The following is a 20,201-nucleotide window of genomic DNA, read 5'->3' as shown; positions in this document are numbered from 1 at the left end:
CGCCCCGATCGAGCGGCGCGAAAACTCCAGGATGAAAAGCGGCAGGGACGGCACGCGCCGGCCCTCCCCGCGGGTGCGGGCGCGGACCATGCCGCACGGCGCCGGCCTGTCCGGCGATGCCTCAGGCGAGGAGCCCCGCCGCGACCGAGGCGAGGGCCTCGGCGATCCGCGCCTCGGTGGGGTTCAACGGGGCGTCCATCATGATCCGCTTGAGGTTCAGCACGCCGAGGATCCGGCCGTTCAGGCGCAGGGGGGATGACATCCCCGATTTGATCTCCTGGTACTTCTTCACACCCGAGAAATCGGGGTTCCGCTGCACGTCGCCGTTGATGATCGCCGTCTTCCCCGTCTGCACCACCCTGCCGCAGACCCGCTCCCCCTTCCTGACGGAGATCCCGATGTTCGAGGCGACCCCCGCTTCGCGCGCCGCCATGCCCACCATGGTCAGGATATCGCCGCCGGGGGAGAGCAGCATCACGGAGCTTCCGTCCGCGCCGATGGCCTCGATCGCGGCCTTGAGGAGGAACTCCATGATCGCCCGCACCCGGTCCGGGAGACTTTCGTCGATGTAGATTGTCCGTGCCGTCATTCGTCTCCTCCTTTGCCGATTCAATGTACACGCCTGCGGACGGCCGCGCAAGGGGAAGGGAGGGAAAAGGGTAAGGGGACACGTACGGGGTGCATTGTCCCTCCCACCTCACCCTCCCCCGCAAGGGGGGAGGGGAATACGGTGCGCACCCCATACCTGTCCCCTTACGGAAAACGGCGGCGGTTCCGCCTTGCCCCTCCCCGCCCCGGTGCGGTACACTGTCGGCGGCGACGCGGGGACGCGGTCCCGCCGGACACGGGAGGTGGCGTATGATGACCCTCAAGACCATTCTCTTCCCCACCGATTTTTCCGACTTCTCGCTGTACTCCCTGGACTACGCGGCGAGCCTCGCGCAGCGGTACGGGGCGAAGCTCGTCTTCCTGCATGTGGTCGACCTGTTCCTCAGCGACCCCGCCTACTTCGCCCCCTATGTCCCGACCGAGGCGATGTTCGAGGAGATCCGGGAGAAGTCCCGCGCCCGGCTCGAGGAGATCGCCGCCACGAGGGTCCCCGGCGGCATCCCCACGGATATCGCGGTCGTCCAGGGGCGGCCGTTCGTCGAGATCGTGCGCGAAGCCAAGGAGCGCCGGGCCGATCTCATCGTGCTCTCGACGCACGGGCGCACCGGGTTGAGCCACGCGATGTTCGGGTCGACCGCGGAGAAGGTCGTCCGCAAGGCGCCCTGCCCGGTGCTCAGCGTCAGGCGCCCCGGACACGGGTTCACGATGCCGTGACGCGGGGGCCAAAATAGTGCGCGGCGATCCCGCCCCTTGTGGTATACTCCATGGTTCGGGCCGGGGGTTGCGTGTGCGGCCCTCCCGGCGGAACGCAACGTCTTCCGCGGGAAACAGCTCCACATCACACAACGGGAGGAAGCATAGATGGCGGTTGTGATTAGGATGAGAAGGATGGGCAGGAAGAACCAGCCCTACTACCGTATCGTGGCGACGGACAAGCGCTCCCCGCGGGACGGGCGCTTCATCGAGATCCTCGGGACGTACCGCCCCCTGGAAAAGGACAAGAACTTCGACCTGAAGAAGGAGCGCGTCTCCTACTGGCTGGGCGTGGGCGCGCAGGTCTCGGGCGCGGTGGCGACCCTGCTGAAGAAGGAGGGGATCAAGAAGGAGAAGGGGGCCGGGGGCGCGCGCAGGGCCGCGAAGTAGACGGCGGGGGAGGGTTCCGATGGAGGGGTTCGTGGGGTATGTCGCGGCGGCCCTCGCCGACCGCCCCGAGCGCGTGACCGTGACCCACCGGGACGACGACCGGCTCGCGCGTTTCGAACTCCGCCTCGATCCGGGCGATATCGGCGCGGTGATAGGAAAGGGCGGCAGGACGATCAAGGCGATGCGCCTCCTCCTCGCCGCCGCCCGGAAGGGGCTGCCCGCGGAGTTGGAGATCATCGAGTAGCGCCCCGGGGGGGATACCGCCACCGTTGAAAATCGACGTGCTGACCCTGTTCCCGGGGATGTTCTCCGGCTACTTCGACGAGAGCATCATGAAGCGCGCCAGGGAGAAGGGCATCCTCGATCTCTCCATACGCAACCTCCGCGACTGGGCCGCGGACAGGCACCGAACGGTCGACGACACGCCGTACGGGGGCGGGGCGGGGATGGTGATGACGGCCCCGGTGCTCGCCGCGGCGGTCGAGGCGGTGCGCGGCGAGGGGAGCCGCGTGGTGCTGCTCAGCCCCCAGGGGAGGCCGCTGGATCACGCCGCCGCCGAGCGGCTCTCCCGGGAGACGCACCTCGTCCTCGTGAGCGGGCACTACGAGGGGATCGACGAGCGGGCCCGCCTGCTGCTGGTGGACGAGGAGATCTCCGTGGGGGATTTCGTCGTCAGCAACGGGTCGCTCGCCGCGATGCTTCTGATCGACGCCGTGGTCCGTCTCATCCCCGGGGCGGTGGGCGACGCGCGGTCGGTTCGGGAGGATTCGTTCTGCGGCGGGGTACTCGATTACCCGCACTATACGAAGCCGCGGAGTTTCCGCGGGCTCGAGGTCCCCGCGGTGCTGCTCGAGGGGGACCACGAGAAGATTCGACGGTGGCGCCGGCGCGAGGCCCTGCGGCGGACGCTGGAGCGGCGGCCGGACCTGCTCGGGCGGGCGCCGCTCACCGGGGAGGACCGGTCGCTCCTGGCGGAGCTTCGGGGCGGCCTCACGGAAGGCAAGGAGAGACGCGGATGAAGATCATCGAGGAGATCGAGAAGGGGTTCTTGAAGAAAAGCATGCCGGGGTTCAGGGTCGGCGACACCCTCAAGGTGCACGTGAGGATCACGGAGGGGGACAAGGAACGGCTGCAGGTCTTCACGGGGCAGGTGATCGCGAGGAAGGGGAGCGGCATCAACGCCTCCGCGACGCTCAGAAAGATATCCTACGGGGAGGGGGTCGAACGCGTCTTCCTCCTCAACTCGCCGAAGATCGCCAGGATCGAGGTGGCGAAGCGGGAGCCGGTCCGCCGGGCCAAGCTCTACTACACCCGCCGGGGTTCGAGCGGCAAGAAGCGCTGAGGCGGGAGCGGCTTCCGCCGGGTGCGGCCGTGCGGAACAGGGGACTTGGGGACAGGGGGGAGGATCTGGCGGCGCGTTTCCTGCGCGGGCGCGGCTACCGGATACTCGCGCGGAACTTCCGCTGTCCCCGGGGCGAGATCGACCTGATCGCCCGCGACGGGGAGATCGTCGTCTTCGTCGAGATCAAGGGGAGGAGCAGCGCCAGGTTCGGTTCGCCGCTCGAGGCGGTGACCGCCGTCAAGCGCCGCCGCCTCGAACGCGCCGCCGAACGGTACCTCAGTGTCTGCTCCCTGCGCCACGCCCGGACGCGCTTCGACGTGGTGGGGATCCGATGGACGTCCGAGGGGGACGGCGACTGCACGCTCGTACGCGATGCGTTCCGCGCCGGGGAGTGACGCGGCGCGGAGGAGGGGGCGGGGCGATGAGCTGTTTCCGTGCGCCGTTCGTACGTGCCGCGGTTTCCGCGCTTCTGTTCTCCGCCGCCGGATGCTCACTCCCGCGCGCGATAGACCAGTCCATGGGCGCGGGGAAGGCGCTCCGCCTCGGCGAGGATGCGGCGGCGGACGGCGACTACGACGCGGCCCTCGCCTCCTACCTCGCGGCCAAGCGCCTCCTGATCACCTCCCGGCAGCAGGGGTACCGGTTCTTCACCGACGGCAAGACGCTTGAGACGCTGGACGACAGGATCGCGGAGTGCGAGCGGCTCGCGGGCAGGGACGGCCTGGTCCGCGTCGGGGCCCGCTACCTCGCGGCGGACGGCCTCGGCGAGGCGCTCGCCGGATCGCTGCGGGAGCTCTTCCGCGAGAACCCCTCCGGCGCCCCCGCCCGGGAGCGGGTCGTCCCCGAGGCGTTGGACGGTTCGTGCGCCGAACGGTCCGACGGCAGATTCGACGTGACCCTGCGGGTGGTGATGCGGGACGCGGAGGACGGGGCCGATTTCGGGCAGGACGCGTGGGGTATCGTGCGGTTCCTGATGGAGGGGGCGTGGGGGCACGGTTTCTGCGCGTACTCCGCCCGCAGGTTCTCGCTCCGCCCGTGGATGGGCCGCGAGACGCGATGGGGCAGCTCCCTCGCCCCGGACGCGGAGAACCGGTTCGTGGGGCTCAAGGACAGGATCGGCCGCTTCACGGTCGTCGTGTCGCGGGGGCGGCTGGTCCAGGAGCCGGGGGACGGGTTCGGACCCCGCGGGCACCGGACGCTCAGCGCCGTGGGGCCCTACTGGCGGGAGGCGCCGTATCGTAGCTACACGATGGACTCCGCCGATGCGGTGCGGTTGAACTGGGGCGAGGCCGACCGGATCCCCGACGCGACGCTCTACGGGCTGATCCGCATCGCGCCGCAGCCCGACGGGGAGAAGGGCGTCGAGGACGGTTTGGGCGGTTCGGACGGTTGAGACGGCGACGGGCCGGGGGGTGAGGGATGCGAAGGCATATTCGGTACGGGGCGGCGCTTCTGTGCTGCGCCGGTTGCGTCACGGGGATGCACCAGGACACGATACGGGTTCAGACCTTCCCCGCGTTCGAGGAGCACCGCCGTATCCGCAGGGCGGCCGTGATTCCGTTCATGGAGTACTACGTGACGCGCGGGGAGACCAAGACGCTGATGGGCGTGCCCGAGCGGATCACCCGGGACAACGGCAAGGTCCTCTGCGACATATTCACGAAGGAGCTGAGGGATCGGGTGGGGTTTTCGGTCATCGGGCCGGAGAAGGTCGCGGAGCGGTTCGGCGGTCGCGGCGAGAAGATCGCCGGCATCCTCCCGCGCAGGGACGTGCTCCGCGTCGGGGCGGACCTGAAGGCGGATGCCCTGGTGATGGGGCAGGTGGACAGGTGCTCCACCTACAAGTACCGGCAGCACAACAACTCGAGGGTGGCCCTGCAGGTCCGGATGACCGACACCGCGACCGGGGAGCCGATCTGGCAGGGGAGCATCTCCCTCGACGACACGGGGCTGCCTCACGAGGTGGCGGCGCGGGGGATCCGGCTGCTGCTCGACCAGGTCATGAGCAAGCTCGAGGGCGCCTCCGCGGGCAAGAAGCGCGCGAGCGGGCGCATCATCGATCGATAGGGGTATGGACGATGGCCGTGTGCGAGCGGTGCGGCGCGACGATACCGTCGGGGCCGTTCACCTATGAGGGGGACGACGGGAGCGCCTTGTGCCTGCGCTGTTTCCGCCGGAGCGGCGGAGAGGCGCCGCCGGCCCGCGGAGGCATCCTGGCGCAGCTGGCGGTGCTCGCCCTGAGGGTGTGCGCCGTCGCCGGCCTCGCGGGAGGGGTGGCGGCCTCCCGCCTCGCCGGCGAGGGGAACGTGCTGTTCGCCGCGGTCGGCGTCGCGGCCGGGGCGGGGCTGTGTCTGGGCTGCCTGGCGTTGTCGGAGCTCCTGCGTCTGGCCCTCTCGACCGAGGCGTCCCTGCGAAACATCGCGCGCCTCCTCGACCGGATCGAGGGGGATGGCCGGCGGGGGGAGGATGCGGATGGGGATCTCGAGTGACCTTCGGGCGTTCCTGGGCCGGTTCAAGGGGAAGCGCCTGGGGCGCCTCTCGACGACCTTCGGCGTCTCGACGGCGCTGGCGGCGGGGTTGTTCCTCGGCTACCGGATCCTCTTCCCGTTCAGGGCCTCCCCGCGGGGGAGCTGTCTCTGCTGCGGCTCGCAGACGCGGCTCGGCCCGGGTGGATGGGCGGACTTCTGCGCGCGGCACCACCCGTTCACGCCGCTGCCCCCGCTGATGGTGGTCGCCGAGGCGGTCAGTCTGTTCGTTTCGGCGATCGCCGGATGGCTCATCCTGCGCCGGATCGCCTACCTCGGCGGCCGCGCGGTGTCGATGGGGCTGCTGCTGCTGTGCCTCGCCGGGATGGCGCTGTGCGCCTTCATCGTGCCCGAGCCGCTCAGGACCTGGCATCATTTCTTGCTGGCCCTGCTGTTGCTCGTCTACGTGCTCAGCGCCGCTTTCGTCGACAGCGTCGAGTCGATCTTCACCACGGCGGCGGTTGCCGTGGCGGTCGCGGCGCTGCTCACCTTCATCATACGGATGCTGCACTTGATCATGCTGGGGTATTGGGGGCTCTTCTAGACCCGCTGAAAAGGAGGGACGAATGACGAGACGGACGATCGCGGCGCTCGGCCTCGTTGCCACGCTCGCCGGCTGCGGCAGGAGCGCGCCGGAGGCGACGACGGAGGGACGCGGGAACGGCATCCGCTGGCACGACTCGATCGCCGCGGCGCTGGCCGGCGCCGCGGCCTCGGGCAAACCGGTGATGGCGTATTTCAGCTCGAGCCGGTGCAGCTGGTGCGCGCGTCTCGATCGGGAGACGTTCGGCGACGCGGGGGTGCGGGCGCTGGCGAACAGCTTCGAGGCGGCGAAGACGGACGCGGGGAAGGATCCGGCGTCCGCCCGCGCCTACGGCATCCCGGCGCTCCCGACCGTGCTCTTCCTCGACGCCAAGGGGAATGCGGCGCATCGCGTGGTGGGGTTCAAGCCGCCGGCCCGGTTCGCCGAGGAGATGCAGAAGGCGCTCGCCGCCGGGCGCTGAGGGAACGGTCAGTCCCGCCCCCGGCCGGCGAGTCTCCAGAGCCACGCGAGCGCCAGGATGAAGAGGGCGGTCTGGACGCAGACCCCCGCCCAGTTCAGCGCGGTCCACGCGGCGGGTCCCGCCGGCTCCGCGGGGCGCGCCGCGCGCACGCAGGCGGCCGCAAGCCGGACGCACGCCGTTTCCGTCATGGTCCTCCTCCTCCCTCGCGGGTCGCGCCGCCTCAGCGCGTCAGGACGCGCCGGCTGGCGCGGTGCCGTTCGATCGCCACGGCGATGATCCTGTCGAGCAGGCGCGGGAAGCTGAGCCCCGCCGCGCGGGCTGCCTGGGGAAGCAGCGAGGTCTTCGTCATCCCCGGGATGGTGTTGGTCTCCAACACGCTGATCCGGCGGCCGTTGACGATCATATCCGTCCGCGACATCCCCGCGCAGCCCAACGCCGCGTGGGCGCGCAGGGCGAGGGCCTGCACGCGGGCGTTCAGGGCGGCGCCGATGCGGGCGGGGGTGATCTCCGCGCTCGCGCCGGGGGTGTACTTGGCGTGGTAGTCGAAGTAGGCGCCGCTCCGCGGCGCGATCTCCGTCGGAGGCAAAGGCGTCGGGGATCCCCGGCGCGGGCGGTCCAGCACGGCGCAGGTGACCTCCACCCCCTCGACGAGCTCCTCCGCGAGCAGGCGGCTCCCGTACCGAAGCGAGAGGGGGATGCGGCGCCGCAGTTCGGACGCGGACCGGCAGCGGTAGATCCCCACGCTCGACCCGAGCCGCGCCGGCTTCAAAAAGCAGGGGAACCCGACGCGGCGCGCCACGTCGCGGACGACCCCGGCGGCGCCGCTCCTCCACTCAGCCGCGTCGATGAGGCGGAACGCCGGCGTCGGGATGCCGTGAAAGGCATAGATCTCCTTCGTCTTGATCTTGTCCATCGCCAGGGCGCTCGCGCAGACGTCCGAACCGGTGTACGGGATATCCAGCATCTCCAGCATCCCCTGGATGGTGCCGTCCTCCCCGAACGGTCCGTGCATCGCGATGAACGCGCAGTCGACGCGGTCGCGCGCCAGGCGCGTGATCGCCTCCCCCGCCGGCCCGTAGCGCCTCCTCCCGGCCGTCTGTCCGGCGGGCGGGAAGCCGCGGGCGGCGTGCCACCTTCCGTCGCGGGAGATGACGACCGGTTTGACGAGGTACCTCCGGCGGTCGAGACCGGCGATGACCATCGCGCCGGTGAGGCGGGAGATCTCGTGCTCGGCGGTGCGCCCGCCCGATATGACCGCGATTCGAAGGCGTCTCATCGGGGCGTGCCCCCGCGCACGGGGTGGAGGCGGACGAGGCGCGGCGCCGCGGGTGCGCGGCTCATTCCGTCTCCCCCGCGCGCGCGCGTTTCCCCGCGGCGGCGCGCCGGTGGATCGCGATCGAATCGAGCGCGACCGGGGGGGGCTCCTTCTCCGTGCCGGTCAGCGTGGCGCGGTATTCGACGGAGGTGATGCGGGGGCGGTAGCCTTCCCCCAGCACCTCGACGTAGATGCGTTCCGGGACGGTGGGGAGCCACCAGACGGGGACGCCGAGCCATGTCCAGCGGTCGTAGGTATGGCGGTAGACGGTGTCGAAGAAACCGCTTTTGTTCGTGAGGACGCCGGTGTTGAGCGCGAACTCCAGCTTCTCGCGCTCGTCGGCGATGTCGATGCAGGCGCCCGGCACCGGCTCCTTGCTCCCGGCGTCGATCACCCGCCCGCTGACCCGTATCGGGGACTCGGCCATCCGCCAGCCGCACCCCGCCGTCAGCGCCGCGGCGCAGGCCGCCGCCGCGACCGCCGTGACGATGCGCATCGTTCACCCCCCGTCGTTTCGCGCGCTTCGGCTTCCGCCGCGGAGGGGAAACAGCACGTCGCAGCGGATGCCGTGCGCGCGGCAGCATTCTAGAACAATCCGCGCCGTTTGTTGAGGGCAATCTTCCACGCGGCGGCAGAGCCGTTGCGCGGCCTCCGGAACGCAGGCGCGCAGGGCGGGGATAAGGCGCCCGGCGAGGCGCGGGAGGTAGTGCAGGTCGTCCAGCAGCACGCGGCGCACCCCCGCCGCGGCGAGGAAGCGGGCGAGGGGGGCGATGCCGCGCTCCGCGACGAGCGGGATCGCCGGGGCGATGAAGACCGCCGTGTCGATCCCCGCCGCGGCGAGCGTCTCGAGGGCCCGCAGCCGCTCCGCCACCGGCGGGGCGCCGGGTTCGAGCAGGGCGGCGGCGCGCGGATCGTTCGTCGTGATGGTGACGGTCACGGAGACGTCGCGGAAGGCGCGGAGGAGGTCGATGTCGCGTGTGACGAGCGCGGACTTGGTCTGTATCCCGACGGAGTGGGGGAGGGGCGCGAGGGTCTCCAGGATGCCGCGGGTGATGCGGTAGCGGCGTTCCGGCGGCTGGTACGGGTCGGTCACGGAGCTGAGGTAGATGCGCGACGGCCTGGTCCGGCGCAGTTGGCGGACGAGGACGCGGACGGCGTTGATCTTGGCGTCCGCGAACGTCCCCCACGGCTCCTCGTGCCCGGACCAGCGCCGCATGTACCGGGCGTAGCAGTAGACGCAGGCGTGCAGGCAGCCGATGTACGGGTTGATCGAGTAGTCGGCCCCCGGGATCCTCGATGGACTGAGGATGCTGCGGCACACGATCTCCCGGACCGCCCCGGCGCCTTCGGCGGAAGGCGCGGGAGAGGGGCCTTTCAACTGCGGGGTGCGGTATTCCATTGTCGTCGGCATCCGTCGCCGCTATACTATAACGTACCACCGTCCGGGAGGGCAGCCGTGAATCAGCCCGTGGAGCAGCGGTTCTACTTCGCCGTTCCGCTCGACTTCCTCCTCGCCCACGCGGAGCTCGCGCGGCGGCAGCGGGTGAACGCCGAGGTCTTCGCCGACGGAGACGTGCTGCACGACCTGGACCCGGGGCGGGTCTCCGCCGCGCGCCTGCTGCTCGACTCGGCGAAGCTCGGCCGCCGGGTGCACGGCCCGATCTCCGAGATGGCGCTCGGCGCCTTCGATCCGCGGATACGCGAGGTCTCCGTCGGCCGCTACCGTCAGTCGATCGCCTTCGCGGAGGCGCTCGGCGCCCGGGCGCTCGTGGCGCACACCGGCTTCGACATCCTGAACAAGCGCGATCTCGCGGATCGCTACTTCGCCCTCTTCGTCCCCTCCCTGCGCCTCATCGCCCGGGAGGCGGCGGAGAAGGGGATCCGGATCCTGGTGGAGAACACCTTCGAGCCGTCGCCGGGGCTCATCCTGGACGCGGTGGACGCGGCCGGGGAGGAGAACGTGGGGCTCCTCTTCGACATCGCCCACCATCACCTGTACGGCAGGACCCCGCTCGACGAGTGGCTCGCCTGCTGGGGGAATCGGATCGAGGAGGTCCATTTGACGGACACCCGGGGCGACTGGGACTTCCATCTCGCGCCCGGGACGGGCGAGATCGACTTCGCGCGTTTCTTCGCCCTGCGCAGGGAACTCGGCATACGCCCCGTCTTCACCTTCGAACCGCACGACCTCGACGCGTTTGCCGAGACGATTCAATTCATACAGGCACACCCGGAGTATTTCACCTGAGGCGGGCTCCGGACCCCCGCCCCGAAAGGAGGAGCGCATGGCCAAGACGTACAAGACCATCGATGTCATCGGCACCTCGTCCAAGGGTTTCGCCGACGCCGCCAAGAACGCAATCGAGGAGGCGGGCAAGAGCATCAAGGCGATGGGGTGGTTCGAGGTGGACAAGATCGGCGGACGCATCGACAACGGGACGGTGAGCGAGTACCAGGCGAAGGTGCGGATCGGCTTCAGGCTGCTGAGCCCCGAGGAGCTGAAGAACGCCTGATCGACGGGGGACGGAAACGAAACGGCCGCCGGTGCGCGCCTCACGCGCCGGCGGCTTCCCCGTTTTGCCGACCGCGGGCGGGGCCGGAACCGATACGCTACAAACCGGCTGTGCGACGCCGTCGTTCGGCTGGATGGCCAAGATGCAGGAGCGGTGAGTCGAAATCCGATCTGAAATCCGGGATCTAAGATCTGAGATCCGGGAGCTGCGACCCGAGCGGGTCACTCCCTCCCCAGATACTGGCCGGTCCGCGTGTCCACCTTCACCCGGTCCCCCTCCTTGATGAAGAGCGGCACGCTCAGCTCGTAGCCGGTTTCGAGCGTCGCCGGCTTCTGCAGGTTGCTCACCGAATCCCCCTTGAAGCCGGGCGGCGTCGCGGCGACCGCGAGTATTACGCTCGTGGGGAGCTCGAGCTCGATCGGCTCCTCGCCGTGGAAGAGCCCGCCGACCTCGTCCCCCTCCTTGAGGTAGCGGGCGGCGTCGCCGACGAGCGAGGAGGAGAGGAGATGGGTGGAGAAGTCGTCCAGGTCCATGAAGGCGTACCCGTCGCCGTCGCGGTACTGGTACTGGAGTTTCCGGCTCTCGAGATCCACGACCTGCACCGTCTCGGAGGTCCGGTAGCGCGCCTGCGTCGAGCTCCCCGTCTTCACGTTGCGCATCGTCACCTGCACGTAGGCCCGCCAGTTTCCCGGCGTGACATGCTGGTACTCGGTGATGATGTGCGGCGTCCCCTGGTGGAGGATCGCCATCCCCTTCCTCAGATCGACTGCGTTCGCCATCGTGTGCGCGCCCCCCTGGTCTTCGTCGCGCCGCGCCCCTCGGCCCGGCGTCTCAACGTGTGGTCCCGATCCTCTCGAGGTACGGCCCCGCCTTCTGCAGCGCCTTGAACGCCTCGTCTTTCCTCCCCGCCTTGTCGTAGAGCTTGCCGAGTTTGTACTGGATGTCGGCGGCGTCGGGGACGAGTTCGGTCACGCGGGCGTATTCGGCGATCGCCTCCTCGTGGTCGCCCTGTTCCTCCGCGATCTCCGCGAGGGCGAGGTGCGCATGCGCGTTCCCCGGGTCCGCCGCGGTGGCGCGCTTCAGCGCCTCGCGGGCGCGCTCGTAGTCTTTCAGTTTCCAGTGGCTCCGGCCGATGAAGAGGAGCGTGACCGGGTTGTCGTTCTCGAGATCGAGCGACCGGCCCAGATCCTTCAGCGCGTCCCCGAATCGGTTGAGCTGGAAGAGGGCCCGCCCGCGGTGGCGGTAGGCGACCGCCGACTTCTTGTCGAGCTCGACCGCCTTCGTGAATTCAAGGAGGGCGGCCTCGTGATCGTTCCCCTCCGCGTAGGCGACGCCGAGGGCGAGGTGCCCCTCGAAGAAGAGCGGGTCGGTCCGCACGGCCTTCCGCAGCGCCTTGATCGCGCGGGCGCCGTCGCCTTTCTGCGCGTACATCCTGCCGAGGGCGTACTGGCCTTTCGGGTTCCGGGGCTGGAGACGGATCGCCCGCAGGAGGGCGGTCTCCGCGTCGGCCCACCGCTGCGCGGCGGCGCAGGCCTGCCCCAGCGCGAGGTGCCCGTCGAAGAAATCGCCCCGCAGCCTCACCGCCTCCTGGAACTCCCCGATCGCCTCGTCGGTGAACCCCATCTGGATGAACGTCCGCCCCTTCGCGTAGTGCGCGCGGTGATCGTCCGCGTACAGGCGCAGTATCCGGTCGAACTCGGCGAGCGCCTCGTCGTGCCGTCCCTCCGACGCGTAGAGGAAGCCGAGGTTCAGCCGCGCCGTGGCGTCGTTCGGGTCGAGCTGCAACGCCTGCTCGAACTCGAGGAACGCCTCCCCCTGGCGGTTTTGGGCCGCGTACAGTTTGCCGAGGTTGCTGTGCGTCTCGGCGAGCGGGGGGGCCTTGCGGAGCGCCTCCTTCAATGCTCCTTCCGCCTCGGCGGTCCTGCCCTCGTCCATCAGGGCGATCGCCCTGAGGTTGCGGGCGCGGGCGGGATAGGTGGTGCCCGCGTAGCGCGCGTCGAGGGCGGGGATGGCCGCGCGGAGGAGCTCGCCGGCGCGGGCGTTCCCGCCCGCGACGTAGCTACAGGCGGCGAGGTGGAAGAGCACGAGGCCGTCGTCGCAGCCGGCGGAGACCGCTTTCTCGAACTGCCGCGAGGCCGCGGGGAGGCCGCCGGCGGCAAAGAGGCCGAACCCTTTCCCGACGCTGCCGTCCCAGCGCGCGTCGGTTTGCCCTCGATCGAGGTAGAGGGAGAACTCCTCGGAGGGGCGCTGCGTGGTGAGCAGCGCGGGGTGACAGCCCGCGAGGAGCAGCGCCAGCGCGGCGCCCCGAAGGCGGCGGAGGATCTTCATCGCACCGATATGATAGCACAGCTTCGTTCCCCGATCAAACGGGGGCGTCTCGCCTCGCGAGGCGCGCGCCGCTGGGACGGGAAGAGGCGCGTGAGCCTTTGCGCCCTTCCCGGCGGTGTCCGGGCTGTGCTACAGTAGGAATCCGGGGCGGTTAGCTCAGCCGGCTAGAGCGCTACCTTTACACGGTAGATGCCGCAGGTTCGAATCCTGCACCGCCCACCATGCCGCGCGACGCGCGCGGCGCCCGCAAAGGGAGCGGCGCACGAGGGGGTTTCGCGCGGGACGTTCGGCCGAAACCGGATCCGGCTGAGGCGGCTGCGCGGGCGCGCCTAGGCGCCCAGGTACGCCTTCCTGATCTCGTCGCGGCCGGCGAGGTCTCCTGCCGCGCCCTCCAGATCCATCCTCCCGCCGCTCAGGGTGCCCGCCCTCTGCGCGCGCCGCTCCGCGAGTCGCGGGAAGAGGCAGAAGACGCGATCGAGGTTTCGCCCGGCCTGCGCGCGTGCGCGCGCGGAGAAAGCCCCCATCCGCAGATTCTCATCCACGCGCATCTGCGGGAAGAGGCGCCGCCGCAAACCTCATCCGCGCTTCGACTCCTTGCCGGAGAGCGACAGGAGGAAGGCGAGATCCTCGTCGGCGCGCAGCGCGTGGGGGGCCTTCGCGGGCATGAAGATGCACACGCCCGGTTCCATGCGGATCTTCTTCCCGTTCAACACGAAGGTCCCCGTCCCCTTGAGCACCGTCACCGTCCCCTCGCGCGAGGAGGTGTGCTCGGAGATGTCGGTCCCCTTCGCCAGGCACATCAGCGTGTGGTTCGACATCCCCCCGCGCGCGACGACCTTGCTGAAGACCCCCTCGGAGGGGAACTCCATCATCTCGTACAGGTTCGCGGTTTTCGATCGGATCATCTGCGCATCCTCCTTCCGCCGGGCGCAACGCCCGATCAGAGTATGCCGGAAAACAACGTGTGGTTCAAGGCGCCCGGAACGCCTCCCGCCACGGCGTCCGGCGCGAGCGGGCCGGGGGAATCGCTCACCGCCAGAGATGGTTGACCAGCCCCCCGGTGCACAGGGCCGCGACGAGCATGATGCCGGTGGACTTGAGCATGTCCCTCCAGCCCAGTTCGTGCCAGAGGACCACGAAGGTGGCCACGCAGGGGAACGTCATCGCCAGGACGACGGAGGCGACGACGAGCTGCTTCACGGTGAGCGGCAGCAGGGCGAGCATTCCCATCGCGACGTCCTTCCGCAGGACCCCGACCACGACCGCCACGACGGCCTCCTCAGGCAGCCCGAGGAGGCCGCGCACCACCGGCGCGGCGAGGCGGGCGAGGACGGAGAAGACGTCGAGCATGTAGAGCAGGTTCACGGCGAGCACGCCGCCCACGACCACCGGCAACGCCTCCTTGATGAACTGACCCACCCGCCACCAGGTCTTCTTCAGGAGGAGCGACAGGGGGGGGAGCCGGTACGGCGGAATCTCCAGCAAAAGCTCGGGGCTGAAGCCGGAGATCAGCCGGTTGAGGATGAAACCGAGCGCCAGCACGGCGGCGGCGAGGATGGCGTACACCGCCGCGACCGGCAGGAGGCCGTGTTTCCCCAGCACGGCGACGATCATCGCCTGGAGCGCCGCGCACGGGATGCCGATCGAGATGAGCGTCGAGGCGATGAACCGCTCCCTCCTGCTCTCGAGCACCCTCGTCGCGAGTATCCCGGGGACGTTGCAGCCGAACGACAGGAGGGCGGGGATGATCGCGAAGCCGTGGAGCCCGATCCGGTGCAGCAGGGTGTCCATCAAAATCGCCAGGCGCGGGAGGTAGCCCGAGTCCTCCAGCACCCCCAGCACGAAGTAGAAGGAGACGATGTAGGGCAGCACCATCGCGAATTCGACGTAGAGGGCCGTGCTCAGAACGCCGAACGACTGCACGTAGTCGACGCGCCCGTCGATCAGCTTCCCGATGAGGAGGTCGTGGAGCACGCCGGGGCCGAGGAGGACGCCGAGGCGCGCGAGCAGCGGCGACCAGATCCGGTTGAAGAACGGGTCCGCGATCCAGGCGATCCACGTCTCGCCGATGAGCCGCACCGCCTTGAACGAGGCGGCGGCGGCCAGGAGGGCGATCGGGATCCCGGTCCAGGGCTTGATGGTGAGCTCCTGGAGGATTTCCCGCACGGTGTGGTGGCGGTGCTCGAGCCGCTGGACGCGGTCGATGATGGTGCCGATAGCCCCCCAGCGCTCGTCGCGCCCGAGCGGGCCGATGGACGGGGCGCGGGCCTCCGAAAGCCGCTCGACGAGGCGGTTGAACCCCTCCCCGGTGAGGGCGGTCGTGGGGACGACCGGCACCCCGAGCATCCTCTCCAGACGCGCCGTGTCGATGCTGATGCCCCGGTGCGCGGTCTCGTCCCACATGTTCAGGGCGACGACGAGGGGGATGCCGCGCTCCATCAGCTCGAGGGTGAGGGAGAGGTTCCTCTCGAGGTTCGTCGCGTCGACGACGTTGATGACGACGTCGCCCTCGCCGAGCATCCCGCAGGCGACCTCCTCGGCCTTGCTGGTCGGGCAGAGCGAGTAGACGCCGGGGACGTCGACGACCTCGCACACCTCCCCGCCGACGGCCATCCGTCCCTTGGTGAACCCGACGGTGGTTCCGGGGTAGTTGGAGGCGACGACCCGCGTGCCGGTGAGACGGGAGAAGAAGACGCTCTTGCCGACGTTCGGATTGCCGATGAGAAGGACCGTCTTCATCCTTCGATCTCGACCATCACCCGCATCGCCATCCCGTGCCCGAGGGCCATGGAGGTGTGCCCGACGGAAACGGTGACGGGACCCCGCAGGAACTGCCCGCTGATCTTCATGACGCGCCTGCCCGGCCGCAGCCCCATCGCCTCGAGGCGGCGGACGAAGTTCGGCCATCCGTTGATCTCCTTGATCTTGCCGTGCTGAAGGGGATCGAGTTCGGCGAGAGAGACGATCTTCTTGGCCATAGGGCGCATATTCCGATCCGGAGGAAACACAGTATGGATGATTTTCGAGCCGCCCGCCACAGGAAAATGGAACGACGGAGACAGGGGGGGGACGGGAAACAGACGGGGGCGGGGAAGGAGACATTCCACGGGGCGGACGCCGCGTCCGGGCGCGCGGGGCACGGTCAGTGCGCGTGCGCCCCGTGGGCGTGTTCGTGCGTTTCGCCGTGGTCCTCGTCATGGCGGCACTGCTCGTCGGGATCGACCGCGCTCCCCATCAACACCGCGAGCTGCCGCTCAGCGTCGCGGCGCGACCGCCGCCCCTCCTCGATCTCGCGGATGACGGCCTGCGAACCGTTGACACCGGACCGCGTCCGCGCGCGTTCCCTGTAGCAGCCGAGCGCCGCCGCCTGGTCCCCCTCCAGCTCGTGCACGAATCCCCGGAAGTCGAGCAGGGCGGCCCGGTCCAGCTCCCTTCGCGCCTGGTCGACGCCCCCGGTGGTCTCCCACATCGCGAGCGCGGCGTCGAACGCCCGCGCCGCCGCCCGCACCTCGCCGCCGCGGAGAAGGACCCGCCCGCGCTGCATCGGTATCCGGTAGTCGCCGGGGTTGTGCCTGCGCGCCTCCGCGAGGATCCCCAGCGCCAGGTCGCGCCGCCCCCCCTGTCGCGCATCCACCCAGAACGCGGCGTCGAGGAAGGCATCCACGTCGCGGGGGTTCAGCCGGGTCGCCATGCGCAGCCAGGGCATGATCTCGTCGATCTCGTGGCCCTCCAGATGCTCCGGGAGACGGGGGTTGACGTGGTCCGCCGCGCGCTGGATGAACCCCATCGGCACCCTCTTCCTGGCGTGGCCGATGCCGCGGTGGAAGTACCGGTCGGCCTGTTCGACCATGGCGCCGCCGAGGGCGCGGCGGCTCTCCCCGAGGAGCCGGCCGATGAGGGGGGGCGAGGCGCAGCGGACGAAGATCGGATCGGTCGTGAGCCGGCAGGCGAGCGAGAAGGCGAGTACGGCGAGGGCGACGGCCGCCGCGGCGGGGAGAAGGCGGCTCGTTGCGGCCGGCGGGTTCATGCAGCGCCTCCCCGGTCGAAACGCTTCCGGCGGTAGCCGAGCCACGCGACGAGGAGCAGGAGGGCGGTGAGCGCGGCGCCGTAGGCGAGGATGAGGGCGAAGACGCCGCGCGGCACCGTGCCCCATCCGTGGACGATGCGCAGGCGCAGGTCGAACAGCTCGATGTGGGGGAACAGGTAGTAGAGCGCCGACAGGAGCGCCGCCTGCGGGCCGCTCGCCCCGGAGAGCATCTCCGGGATGCGGGGCAGGACGCAGAGGGACGCGCCGGCGACCACGTAGCTCATGCACGCGGCGGCCCCGCTGGTCATGCGGGTCGAGAAGGCGAGCGCGAGCGCGGAGAGCACCGCCAGCCCCGCGAGGTGCGCGGCCCACCCCTGCGCCAGCGCCGGCCAGCCGAACGAGCCCCCGTACGCCCGCACGACGCCCGCGACCAGCAGGTAGAAGACGGCGCTCGCGCAGGAGACGGCCGACCATACGCCCAGCCATTTGCCGAGGAGCAGTTCCGCCCTGGTCAGCGGCTTGGCGAGCAGCGGGTAGATCGTCCCCCTCTTCTCCTCGTCCGGCAGCTGGCGGGAGCCGACGATGACCGCCAGCACCAGCGTGAAGATCCAGGCCAGCAGAAGCCCGAGGTCCAACACGTAGCGTGCCGTGGTCCCCAGCCCGAAGACGTCGGCCGAGAGCAAGGCGCAGAGGAGCGTGGCAAGCAGGATCAGAAGCACGTAGAGCTCCTTGCGCCTGAGCAGTTCGAGCCATACGACCCACGCGATGGTCGCCGCCCGCCTCACGAGGCACCCCCTTCCCGGTCCGAGGCCTCCGTGATCGTCTTCAGGAAATACCCCTCGAGCGATTCGCCCGCCGGGACAAGGTCGGAGATCGCGCCGCGCGCCGCGATGCGTCCCTCGGCGATGACGGCGACGCGGTTGCAGACGCGCTCCACCTCGGAGAGTTCGTGCGAGGAGAAGAACACCGTCTTGCCGCGGGCCCGCAGCGCCTCGATGAGCCGGCGTATTGCCATCCGGCCGATCGGGTCCATGCCTCCGGTCGGCTCGTCCAGGACGAGCAGGTCGGGGTCGTTCATGAGCGCCTGCGCCAGGCCGATGCGCTGCAGCATGCCGCGGGAGTAGGTCGCGATCCTCCGGTCGGCCGCGGCCGAAAGGGAGACCTGGTCCAGGAGTTCGCCGATCCTCCGCTTCAGCGCCCCTCGCGGGATCCCGAAGATCCTCCCCGCCATCCAAAGCAGCTCCCGCCCCGTCAAAAACGGGTAGGTCTCCGCCTTCTCGGGGAGGTAGCCGATGCGCGCGCGCGCAATGCGCGTGCGCACGTCCTCGCCGAACAGGGCCGCCCGGCCGGCGTGGGGGGCGATGAAGCCGAGCAGCACGAGCATGGTGGTGGTCTTCCCCGAGCCGTTGGGGCCCAGGAACCCGAACACCTCCCCCCGTTCCACGCGCAGACTGATGCCGCGCAACGCCTCCACCGTCCTGCCGCGATCCCGGAAGCGGACGGAGATGTCGCGCGCGTCGATCGCGATGCTCATTGCGGTCTCCTTTCTTGGGTGACGCCGCCACGGCCGTTTCGCTCGGCGATCAGCAGTTCCTGGCGCTCCGCGCGGAAGCGCCGGACCCGCAACCCCTCCCCGCGCAGGCAGTCGGCCAGTTCCCCGAAACGGAACCGGGACCGCGCGTGCGCCCGTCCCTCGGCGGCGAAGACGCGGTCGAAGATGCGGTACCCGGAGGCGTCCAGGTCGCTGAGCACGATCCTCCCCCCCGGCCTGAGCAGCCGCGCCATCCCGCGCACCGCCGCGACCGGGTCGGAAAAATGGTGAAGGGCGTTCATCGAGATCACCGCGTCGAACGTGCCGTCGCGGAAGCCCAGTCGCGCAACGTCCCCGGCCATGAACCTGATCCTGTCCCCGACGCCCGCCCAGGCGGCGTTCAACCGGGCGAATCGCTGTTCGGAGCGGGAGATATCCACTGTGGTGACGGAGGAAACCTTTGCGGCCAGCGCGCTGAGGAAACGCCCCTTACCGGTGCCGATCTCGAGCACGGCGCCGGAGAGGGGGAGGGCATGAGAGAGCACGAAGCGGATGCTCCTGGAGAAGTCGTACCCGTGTTTCCGGAAGCGCATGTTCCGCTCCAGCAGCCGGGCGTGGTTCCGCTCGATCTCGAGCCGGGAAGGGGGTGCGGCGCGGCGGCTGACCTGGGTGCCGCGCCCCGCGGGTCCGCGGTCGCGCGCCGCCTCCGCCGGGTTCCCCGCGGCCGCGAAGACGCACCGGAGGGCCCGGACGGCCTTGGCCCCGCAGCCCGGCTCCGCGCCGCGGCAGGGCATCCCCTTCAGCCGGTCGTGGACCTCGGCCATGATCCGGCCGATGGAGGCGACGGAATCGCCGCGGGCGTAGGCGAGTCCGGCCGCGAGCGCGGGTGCCGCCTTGACGCCGAGGCCGCAGACGTCGGAGATCCTCTTGCGGCGCCGGCTCAGGTGGATCTGCGCCAGCAGGGAGAAGAGGACCGCGGGCAGGGCGCGGCGGCCGACTCTCCGGTGCAGCGCGTGAAGCGGGACGCCGAGAAAGATCCCCTGGTTCCCGGAGCCGGTGACGGTGACAACGGGGAGCGGGCGGCCGAGCATCCTCCGCGCGACAAGCCCGGCGACCCCGTCCTCGAGCGGTGTGCCCGGGTCGGCCTTCACCTGGCGCGCGATGAAATCCAAGGCGATCCTCTCAAGGCGGGGGGAACGCCGCCGCACGATCGCCTCGATCTCCCGCACCCCGTTCAGCCGCGCCGCGCGCCGCCGCGGGACGGCGCGGTACCGCACCCTGCCGTTCTTCTCAATCGAGACGATACAGTCGTGCCGCCCCGCGACGGTGGCCGTCACGGTTTCGTCGCGGACCGTGATCGCGGCACGGATGTAGATGCCGCGCCTCGCGAAGGGGGCGACCGCCAACCAGCCGCGACGGGAGAGGAGCGGGTGCGTGCGCGGCACCCTTAGCCCCGCGAACGGGTCGAATCCAACCGAGGAGGAGAGGAGGCCTGCGACCACCGCCGCCCGTATCCCCCGCCTTCCGATCCCCGGGACGACCGCCGTGGACGCGTTGCGGAGAACCTCCGGGGAGAGACGGAGCGCCACCCGGACCCGCTCCCGGCCGGCGTCGCACGACAGGTGGCGCTTCGCGCACTGCACCGCGTACGCGATGGCCGCCGGCTCCGTGCAGCCGGTCACCGTGCGCAGCTCCTCCCGCAGCAGGCGTTCCACGTCGGACGTTTTCATCTTCGGTGCGGACGTTTTCATCCTCGGTGCATCTGGCCGGTTCATGCTCGTCGCGTCAGGGCGGGAACGTTCGACCGCCCCCCTCGGCAGCGCCGCTGTGCGGCGTAACTCTACACCATCCGGCCGCGCACAGG

28 protein-coding genes and 1 tRNA gene are annotated in these 20,201 nt (G+C 70.2%); 14 read left to right on the top strand and 15 right to left on the bottom strand.

Annotated features, from left to right (window positions below; translation table 11 throughout):
* Positions 1-121: 121 nt before the first annotated feature.
* Positions 122-589, bottom strand: a complete 468-nt coding sequence (locus GXY35_07595) for a GAF domain-containing protein (GenBank protein ID NLW94437.1) — start codon at positions 587-589, stop codon at positions 122-124.
* Between the two features lie 269 nt (positions 590-858).
* Between GXY35_07595 and GXY35_07590 the strand changes: the two genes are divergently transcribed.
* The 11 genes from GXY35_07590 to GXY35_07540 all read left to right on the top strand — a co-directional run bounded on the left by GXY35_07590 (position 859) and on the right by GXY35_07540 (position 6,623).
* The gene (locus tag GXY35_07590) at positions 859-1,323 is read left to right on the top strand and encodes a universal stress protein (protein NLW94436.1); all 465 of its coding nucleotides are present in this window, start codon (positions 859-861) and stop codon (positions 1,321-1,323) included.
* A 147-nt stretch (positions 1,324-1,470) separates the two neighbouring features.
* On the top strand, positions 1,471-1,752 hold the full coding sequence (gene rpsP / locus GXY35_07585; protein NLW94435.1) for a 30S ribosomal protein S16: 282 nt from the start codon (positions 1,471-1,473) through the stop codon (positions 1,750-1,752).
* 19 nt (positions 1,753-1,771) lie between these two features.
* Complete coding sequence (locus GXY35_07580) at positions 1,772-1,996, top strand: KH domain-containing protein (GenBank protein NLW94434.1); 225 nt, start codon at positions 1,772-1,774, stop codon at positions 1,994-1,996.
* A gap of 25 nt (positions 1,997-2,021) precedes the next feature.
* Entirely contained in the window at positions 2,022-2,771 is a 750-nt protein-coding gene (gene trmD / locus GXY35_07575) for a tRNA (guanosine(37)-N1)-methyltransferase TrmD (protein NLW94433.1), read from the top strand.
* Positions 2,768-3,094 (top strand): 50S ribosomal protein L19, encoded by a 327-nt coding sequence (rplS, locus tag GXY35_07570; GenBank protein ID NLW94432.1) that lies wholly within the window; start codon positions 2,768-2,770, stop codon positions 3,092-3,094. The genes trmD and rplS overlap by 4 nt, the downstream gene beginning before the upstream one ends.
* A gap of 29 nt (positions 3,095-3,123) precedes the next feature.
* Positions 3,124-3,489 (top strand): YraN family protein, encoded by a 366-nt coding sequence (locus GXY35_07565; GenBank protein ID NLW94431.1) that lies wholly within the window; start codon positions 3,124-3,126, stop codon positions 3,487-3,489.
* A 26-nt stretch (positions 3,490-3,515) separates the two neighbouring features.
* Entirely contained in the window at positions 3,516-4,487 is a 972-nt protein-coding gene (locus GXY35_07560) for a hypothetical protein (protein NLW94430.1), read from the top strand.
* Positions 4,488-4,513: 26 nt separating this feature from the next.
* The gene (locus tag GXY35_07555) at positions 4,514-5,161 is read left to right on the top strand and encodes a DUF4136 domain-containing protein (GenBank protein NLW94429.1); all 648 of its coding nucleotides are present in this window, start codon (positions 4,514-4,516) and stop codon (positions 5,159-5,161) included.
* An 11-nt stretch (positions 5,162-5,172) separates the two neighbouring features.
* Positions 5,173-5,583 carry a hypothetical protein gene (locus tag GXY35_07550; GenBank protein ID NLW94428.1) on the top strand — a complete coding sequence of 137 codons (411 nt, stop codon included), beginning with the start codon at positions 5,173-5,175 and terminating at the stop codon, positions 5,581-5,583.
* A complete protein-coding gene (locus GXY35_07545) occupies positions 5,567-6,163 on the top strand; it encodes a hypothetical protein (protein ID NLW94427.1) in 597 nt (198 codons plus the stop codon). Before GXY35_07550 ends, GXY35_07545 begins: the two co-directional genes overlap by 17 nt.
* A 22-nt stretch (positions 6,164-6,185) precedes the next feature.
* Positions 6,186-6,623 (top strand): thioredoxin family protein, encoded by a 438-nt coding sequence (locus GXY35_07540; GenBank protein NLW94426.1) that lies wholly within the window; start codon positions 6,186-6,188, stop codon positions 6,621-6,623.
* Between the two features lie 8 nt (positions 6,624-6,631).
* On the opposite strand, the gene GXY35_07535 is transcribed toward GXY35_07540, so the two are convergent.
* From GXY35_07535 to GXY35_07520, 4 genes are all read right to left on the bottom strand, one after another.
* Complete coding sequence (locus GXY35_07535) at positions 6,632-6,811, bottom strand: hypothetical protein (protein NLW94425.1); 180 nt, start codon at positions 6,809-6,811, stop codon at positions 6,632-6,634.
* Between the two features lie 32 nt (positions 6,812-6,843).
* A complete protein-coding gene (locus tag GXY35_07530; protein NLW94424.1) occupies positions 6,844-7,899 on the bottom strand; it encodes a D-alanine--D-alanine ligase in 1,056 nt (351 codons plus the stop codon).
* A 61-nt stretch (positions 7,900-7,960) separates the two neighbouring features.
* A complete protein-coding gene (locus tag GXY35_07525; protein ID NLW94423.1) occupies positions 7,961-8,434 on the bottom strand; it encodes a carboxypeptidase-like regulatory domain-containing protein in 474 nt (157 codons plus the stop codon).
* Positions 8,435-8,437: 3 nt separating this feature from the next.
* Positions 8,438-9,337 (bottom strand): radical SAM protein, encoded by a 900-nt coding sequence (locus GXY35_07520; GenBank protein ID NLW94422.1) that lies wholly within the window; start codon positions 9,335-9,337, stop codon positions 8,438-8,440.
* 57 nt (positions 9,338-9,394) lie between these two features.
* Between GXY35_07520 and GXY35_07515 the strand changes: the two genes are divergently transcribed.
* Together GXY35_07515 and GXY35_07510 are read left to right on the top strand one after the other, a co-directional pair.
* Positions 9,395-10,186 carry a sugar phosphate isomerase/epimerase gene (locus tag GXY35_07515; protein NLW94421.1) on the top strand — a complete coding sequence of 264 codons (792 nt, stop codon included), beginning with the start codon at positions 9,395-9,397 and terminating at the stop codon, positions 10,184-10,186.
* Between the two features lie 37 nt (positions 10,187-10,223).
* On the top strand, positions 10,224-10,451 hold the full coding sequence (locus GXY35_07510; GenBank protein ID NLW94420.1) for a dodecin domain-containing protein: 228 nt from the start codon (positions 10,224-10,226) through the stop codon (positions 10,449-10,451).
* Positions 10,452-10,672: 221 nt separating this feature from the next.
* Here the strand turns inward: GXY35_07510 and efp are convergent, their stop codons facing one another.
* Together efp and GXY35_07500 are read right to left on the bottom strand one after the other, a co-directional pair.
* Positions 10,673-11,230 (bottom strand): elongation factor P, encoded by a 558-nt coding sequence (gene efp / locus GXY35_07505; protein NLW94419.1) that lies wholly within the window; start codon positions 11,228-11,230, stop codon positions 10,673-10,675.
* Positions 11,231-11,282: 52 nt separating this feature from the next.
* On the bottom strand, positions 11,283-12,779 hold the full coding sequence (locus GXY35_07500; GenBank protein ID NLW94418.1) for a tetratricopeptide repeat protein: 1,497 nt from the start codon (positions 12,777-12,779) through the stop codon (positions 11,283-11,285).
* Between the two features lie 145 nt (positions 12,780-12,924).
* Between GXY35_07500 and GXY35_07495 the strand changes: the two genes are divergently transcribed.
* A tRNA-Val gene (locus tag GXY35_07495) sits at positions 12,925-13,001 on the top strand.
* A 107-nt stretch (positions 13,002-13,108) separates the two neighbouring features.
* Here the strand turns inward: GXY35_07495 and GXY35_07490 are convergent.
* The 8 genes from GXY35_07490 to GXY35_07455 all read right to left on the bottom strand — a co-directional run bounded on the left by GXY35_07490 (position 13,109) and on the right by GXY35_07455 (position 20,088).
* The gene (locus tag GXY35_07490; protein NLW94417.1) at positions 13,109-13,303 is read right to left on the bottom strand and encodes a hypothetical protein; all 195 of its coding nucleotides are present in this window, start codon (positions 13,301-13,303) and stop codon (positions 13,109-13,111) included.
* Between the two features lie 51 nt (positions 13,304-13,354).
* Positions 13,355-13,684, bottom strand: coding sequence for a cupin domain-containing protein (locus GXY35_07485; GenBank protein ID NLW94416.1), 330 nt, complete (start codon positions 13,682-13,684; stop codon positions 13,355-13,357).
* A 124-nt stretch (positions 13,685-13,808) separates the two neighbouring features.
* A complete protein-coding gene (locus tag GXY35_07480) occupies positions 13,809-15,518 on the bottom strand; it encodes a ferrous iron transporter B (GenBank protein ID NLW94415.1) in 1,710 nt (569 codons plus the stop codon).
* Positions 15,515-15,757 (bottom strand): ferrous iron transport protein A, encoded by a 243-nt coding sequence (locus tag GXY35_07475; protein ID NLW94414.1) that lies wholly within the window; start codon positions 15,755-15,757, stop codon positions 15,515-15,517. The genes GXY35_07480 and GXY35_07475 overlap by 4 nt, the downstream gene beginning before the upstream one ends.
* 164 nt (positions 15,758-15,921) lie before the next feature.
* The gene (locus GXY35_07470) at positions 15,922-16,806 is read right to left on the bottom strand and encodes a hypothetical protein (GenBank protein NLW94413.1); all 885 of its coding nucleotides are present in this window, start codon (positions 16,804-16,806) and stop codon (positions 15,922-15,924) included.
* Positions 16,803-17,591 carry an ABC transporter permease gene (locus tag GXY35_07465; GenBank protein NLW94412.1) on the bottom strand — a complete coding sequence of 263 codons (789 nt, stop codon included), beginning with the start codon at positions 17,589-17,591 and terminating at the stop codon, positions 16,803-16,805. The genes GXY35_07470 and GXY35_07465 overlap by 4 nt, the downstream gene beginning before the upstream one ends.
* A complete protein-coding gene (locus tag GXY35_07460; protein ID NLW94411.1) occupies positions 17,588-18,340 on the bottom strand; it encodes an ABC transporter ATP-binding protein in 753 nt (250 codons plus the stop codon). Before GXY35_07460 ends, GXY35_07465 begins: the two co-directional genes overlap by 4 nt.
* On the bottom strand, positions 18,337-20,088 hold the full coding sequence (locus GXY35_07455; protein ID NLW94410.1) for a methyltransferase domain-containing protein: 1,752 nt from the start codon (positions 20,086-20,088) through the stop codon (positions 18,337-18,339). The genes GXY35_07460 and GXY35_07455 overlap by 4 nt, the downstream gene beginning before the upstream one ends.
* Positions 20,089-20,201 lie beyond the last annotated feature (113 nt).

This window comes from Chlamydiota bacterium (assembly GCA_012729785.1).
In the GTDB taxonomy this organism is placed as follows: Bacteria; Auribacterota; Tritonobacteria; order UBA1439; family UBA1439; genus UBA1439.
Note: the sequence above shows the minus strand (reverse complement) of the source record. Positions and strands in the feature narration are given on the sequence as shown.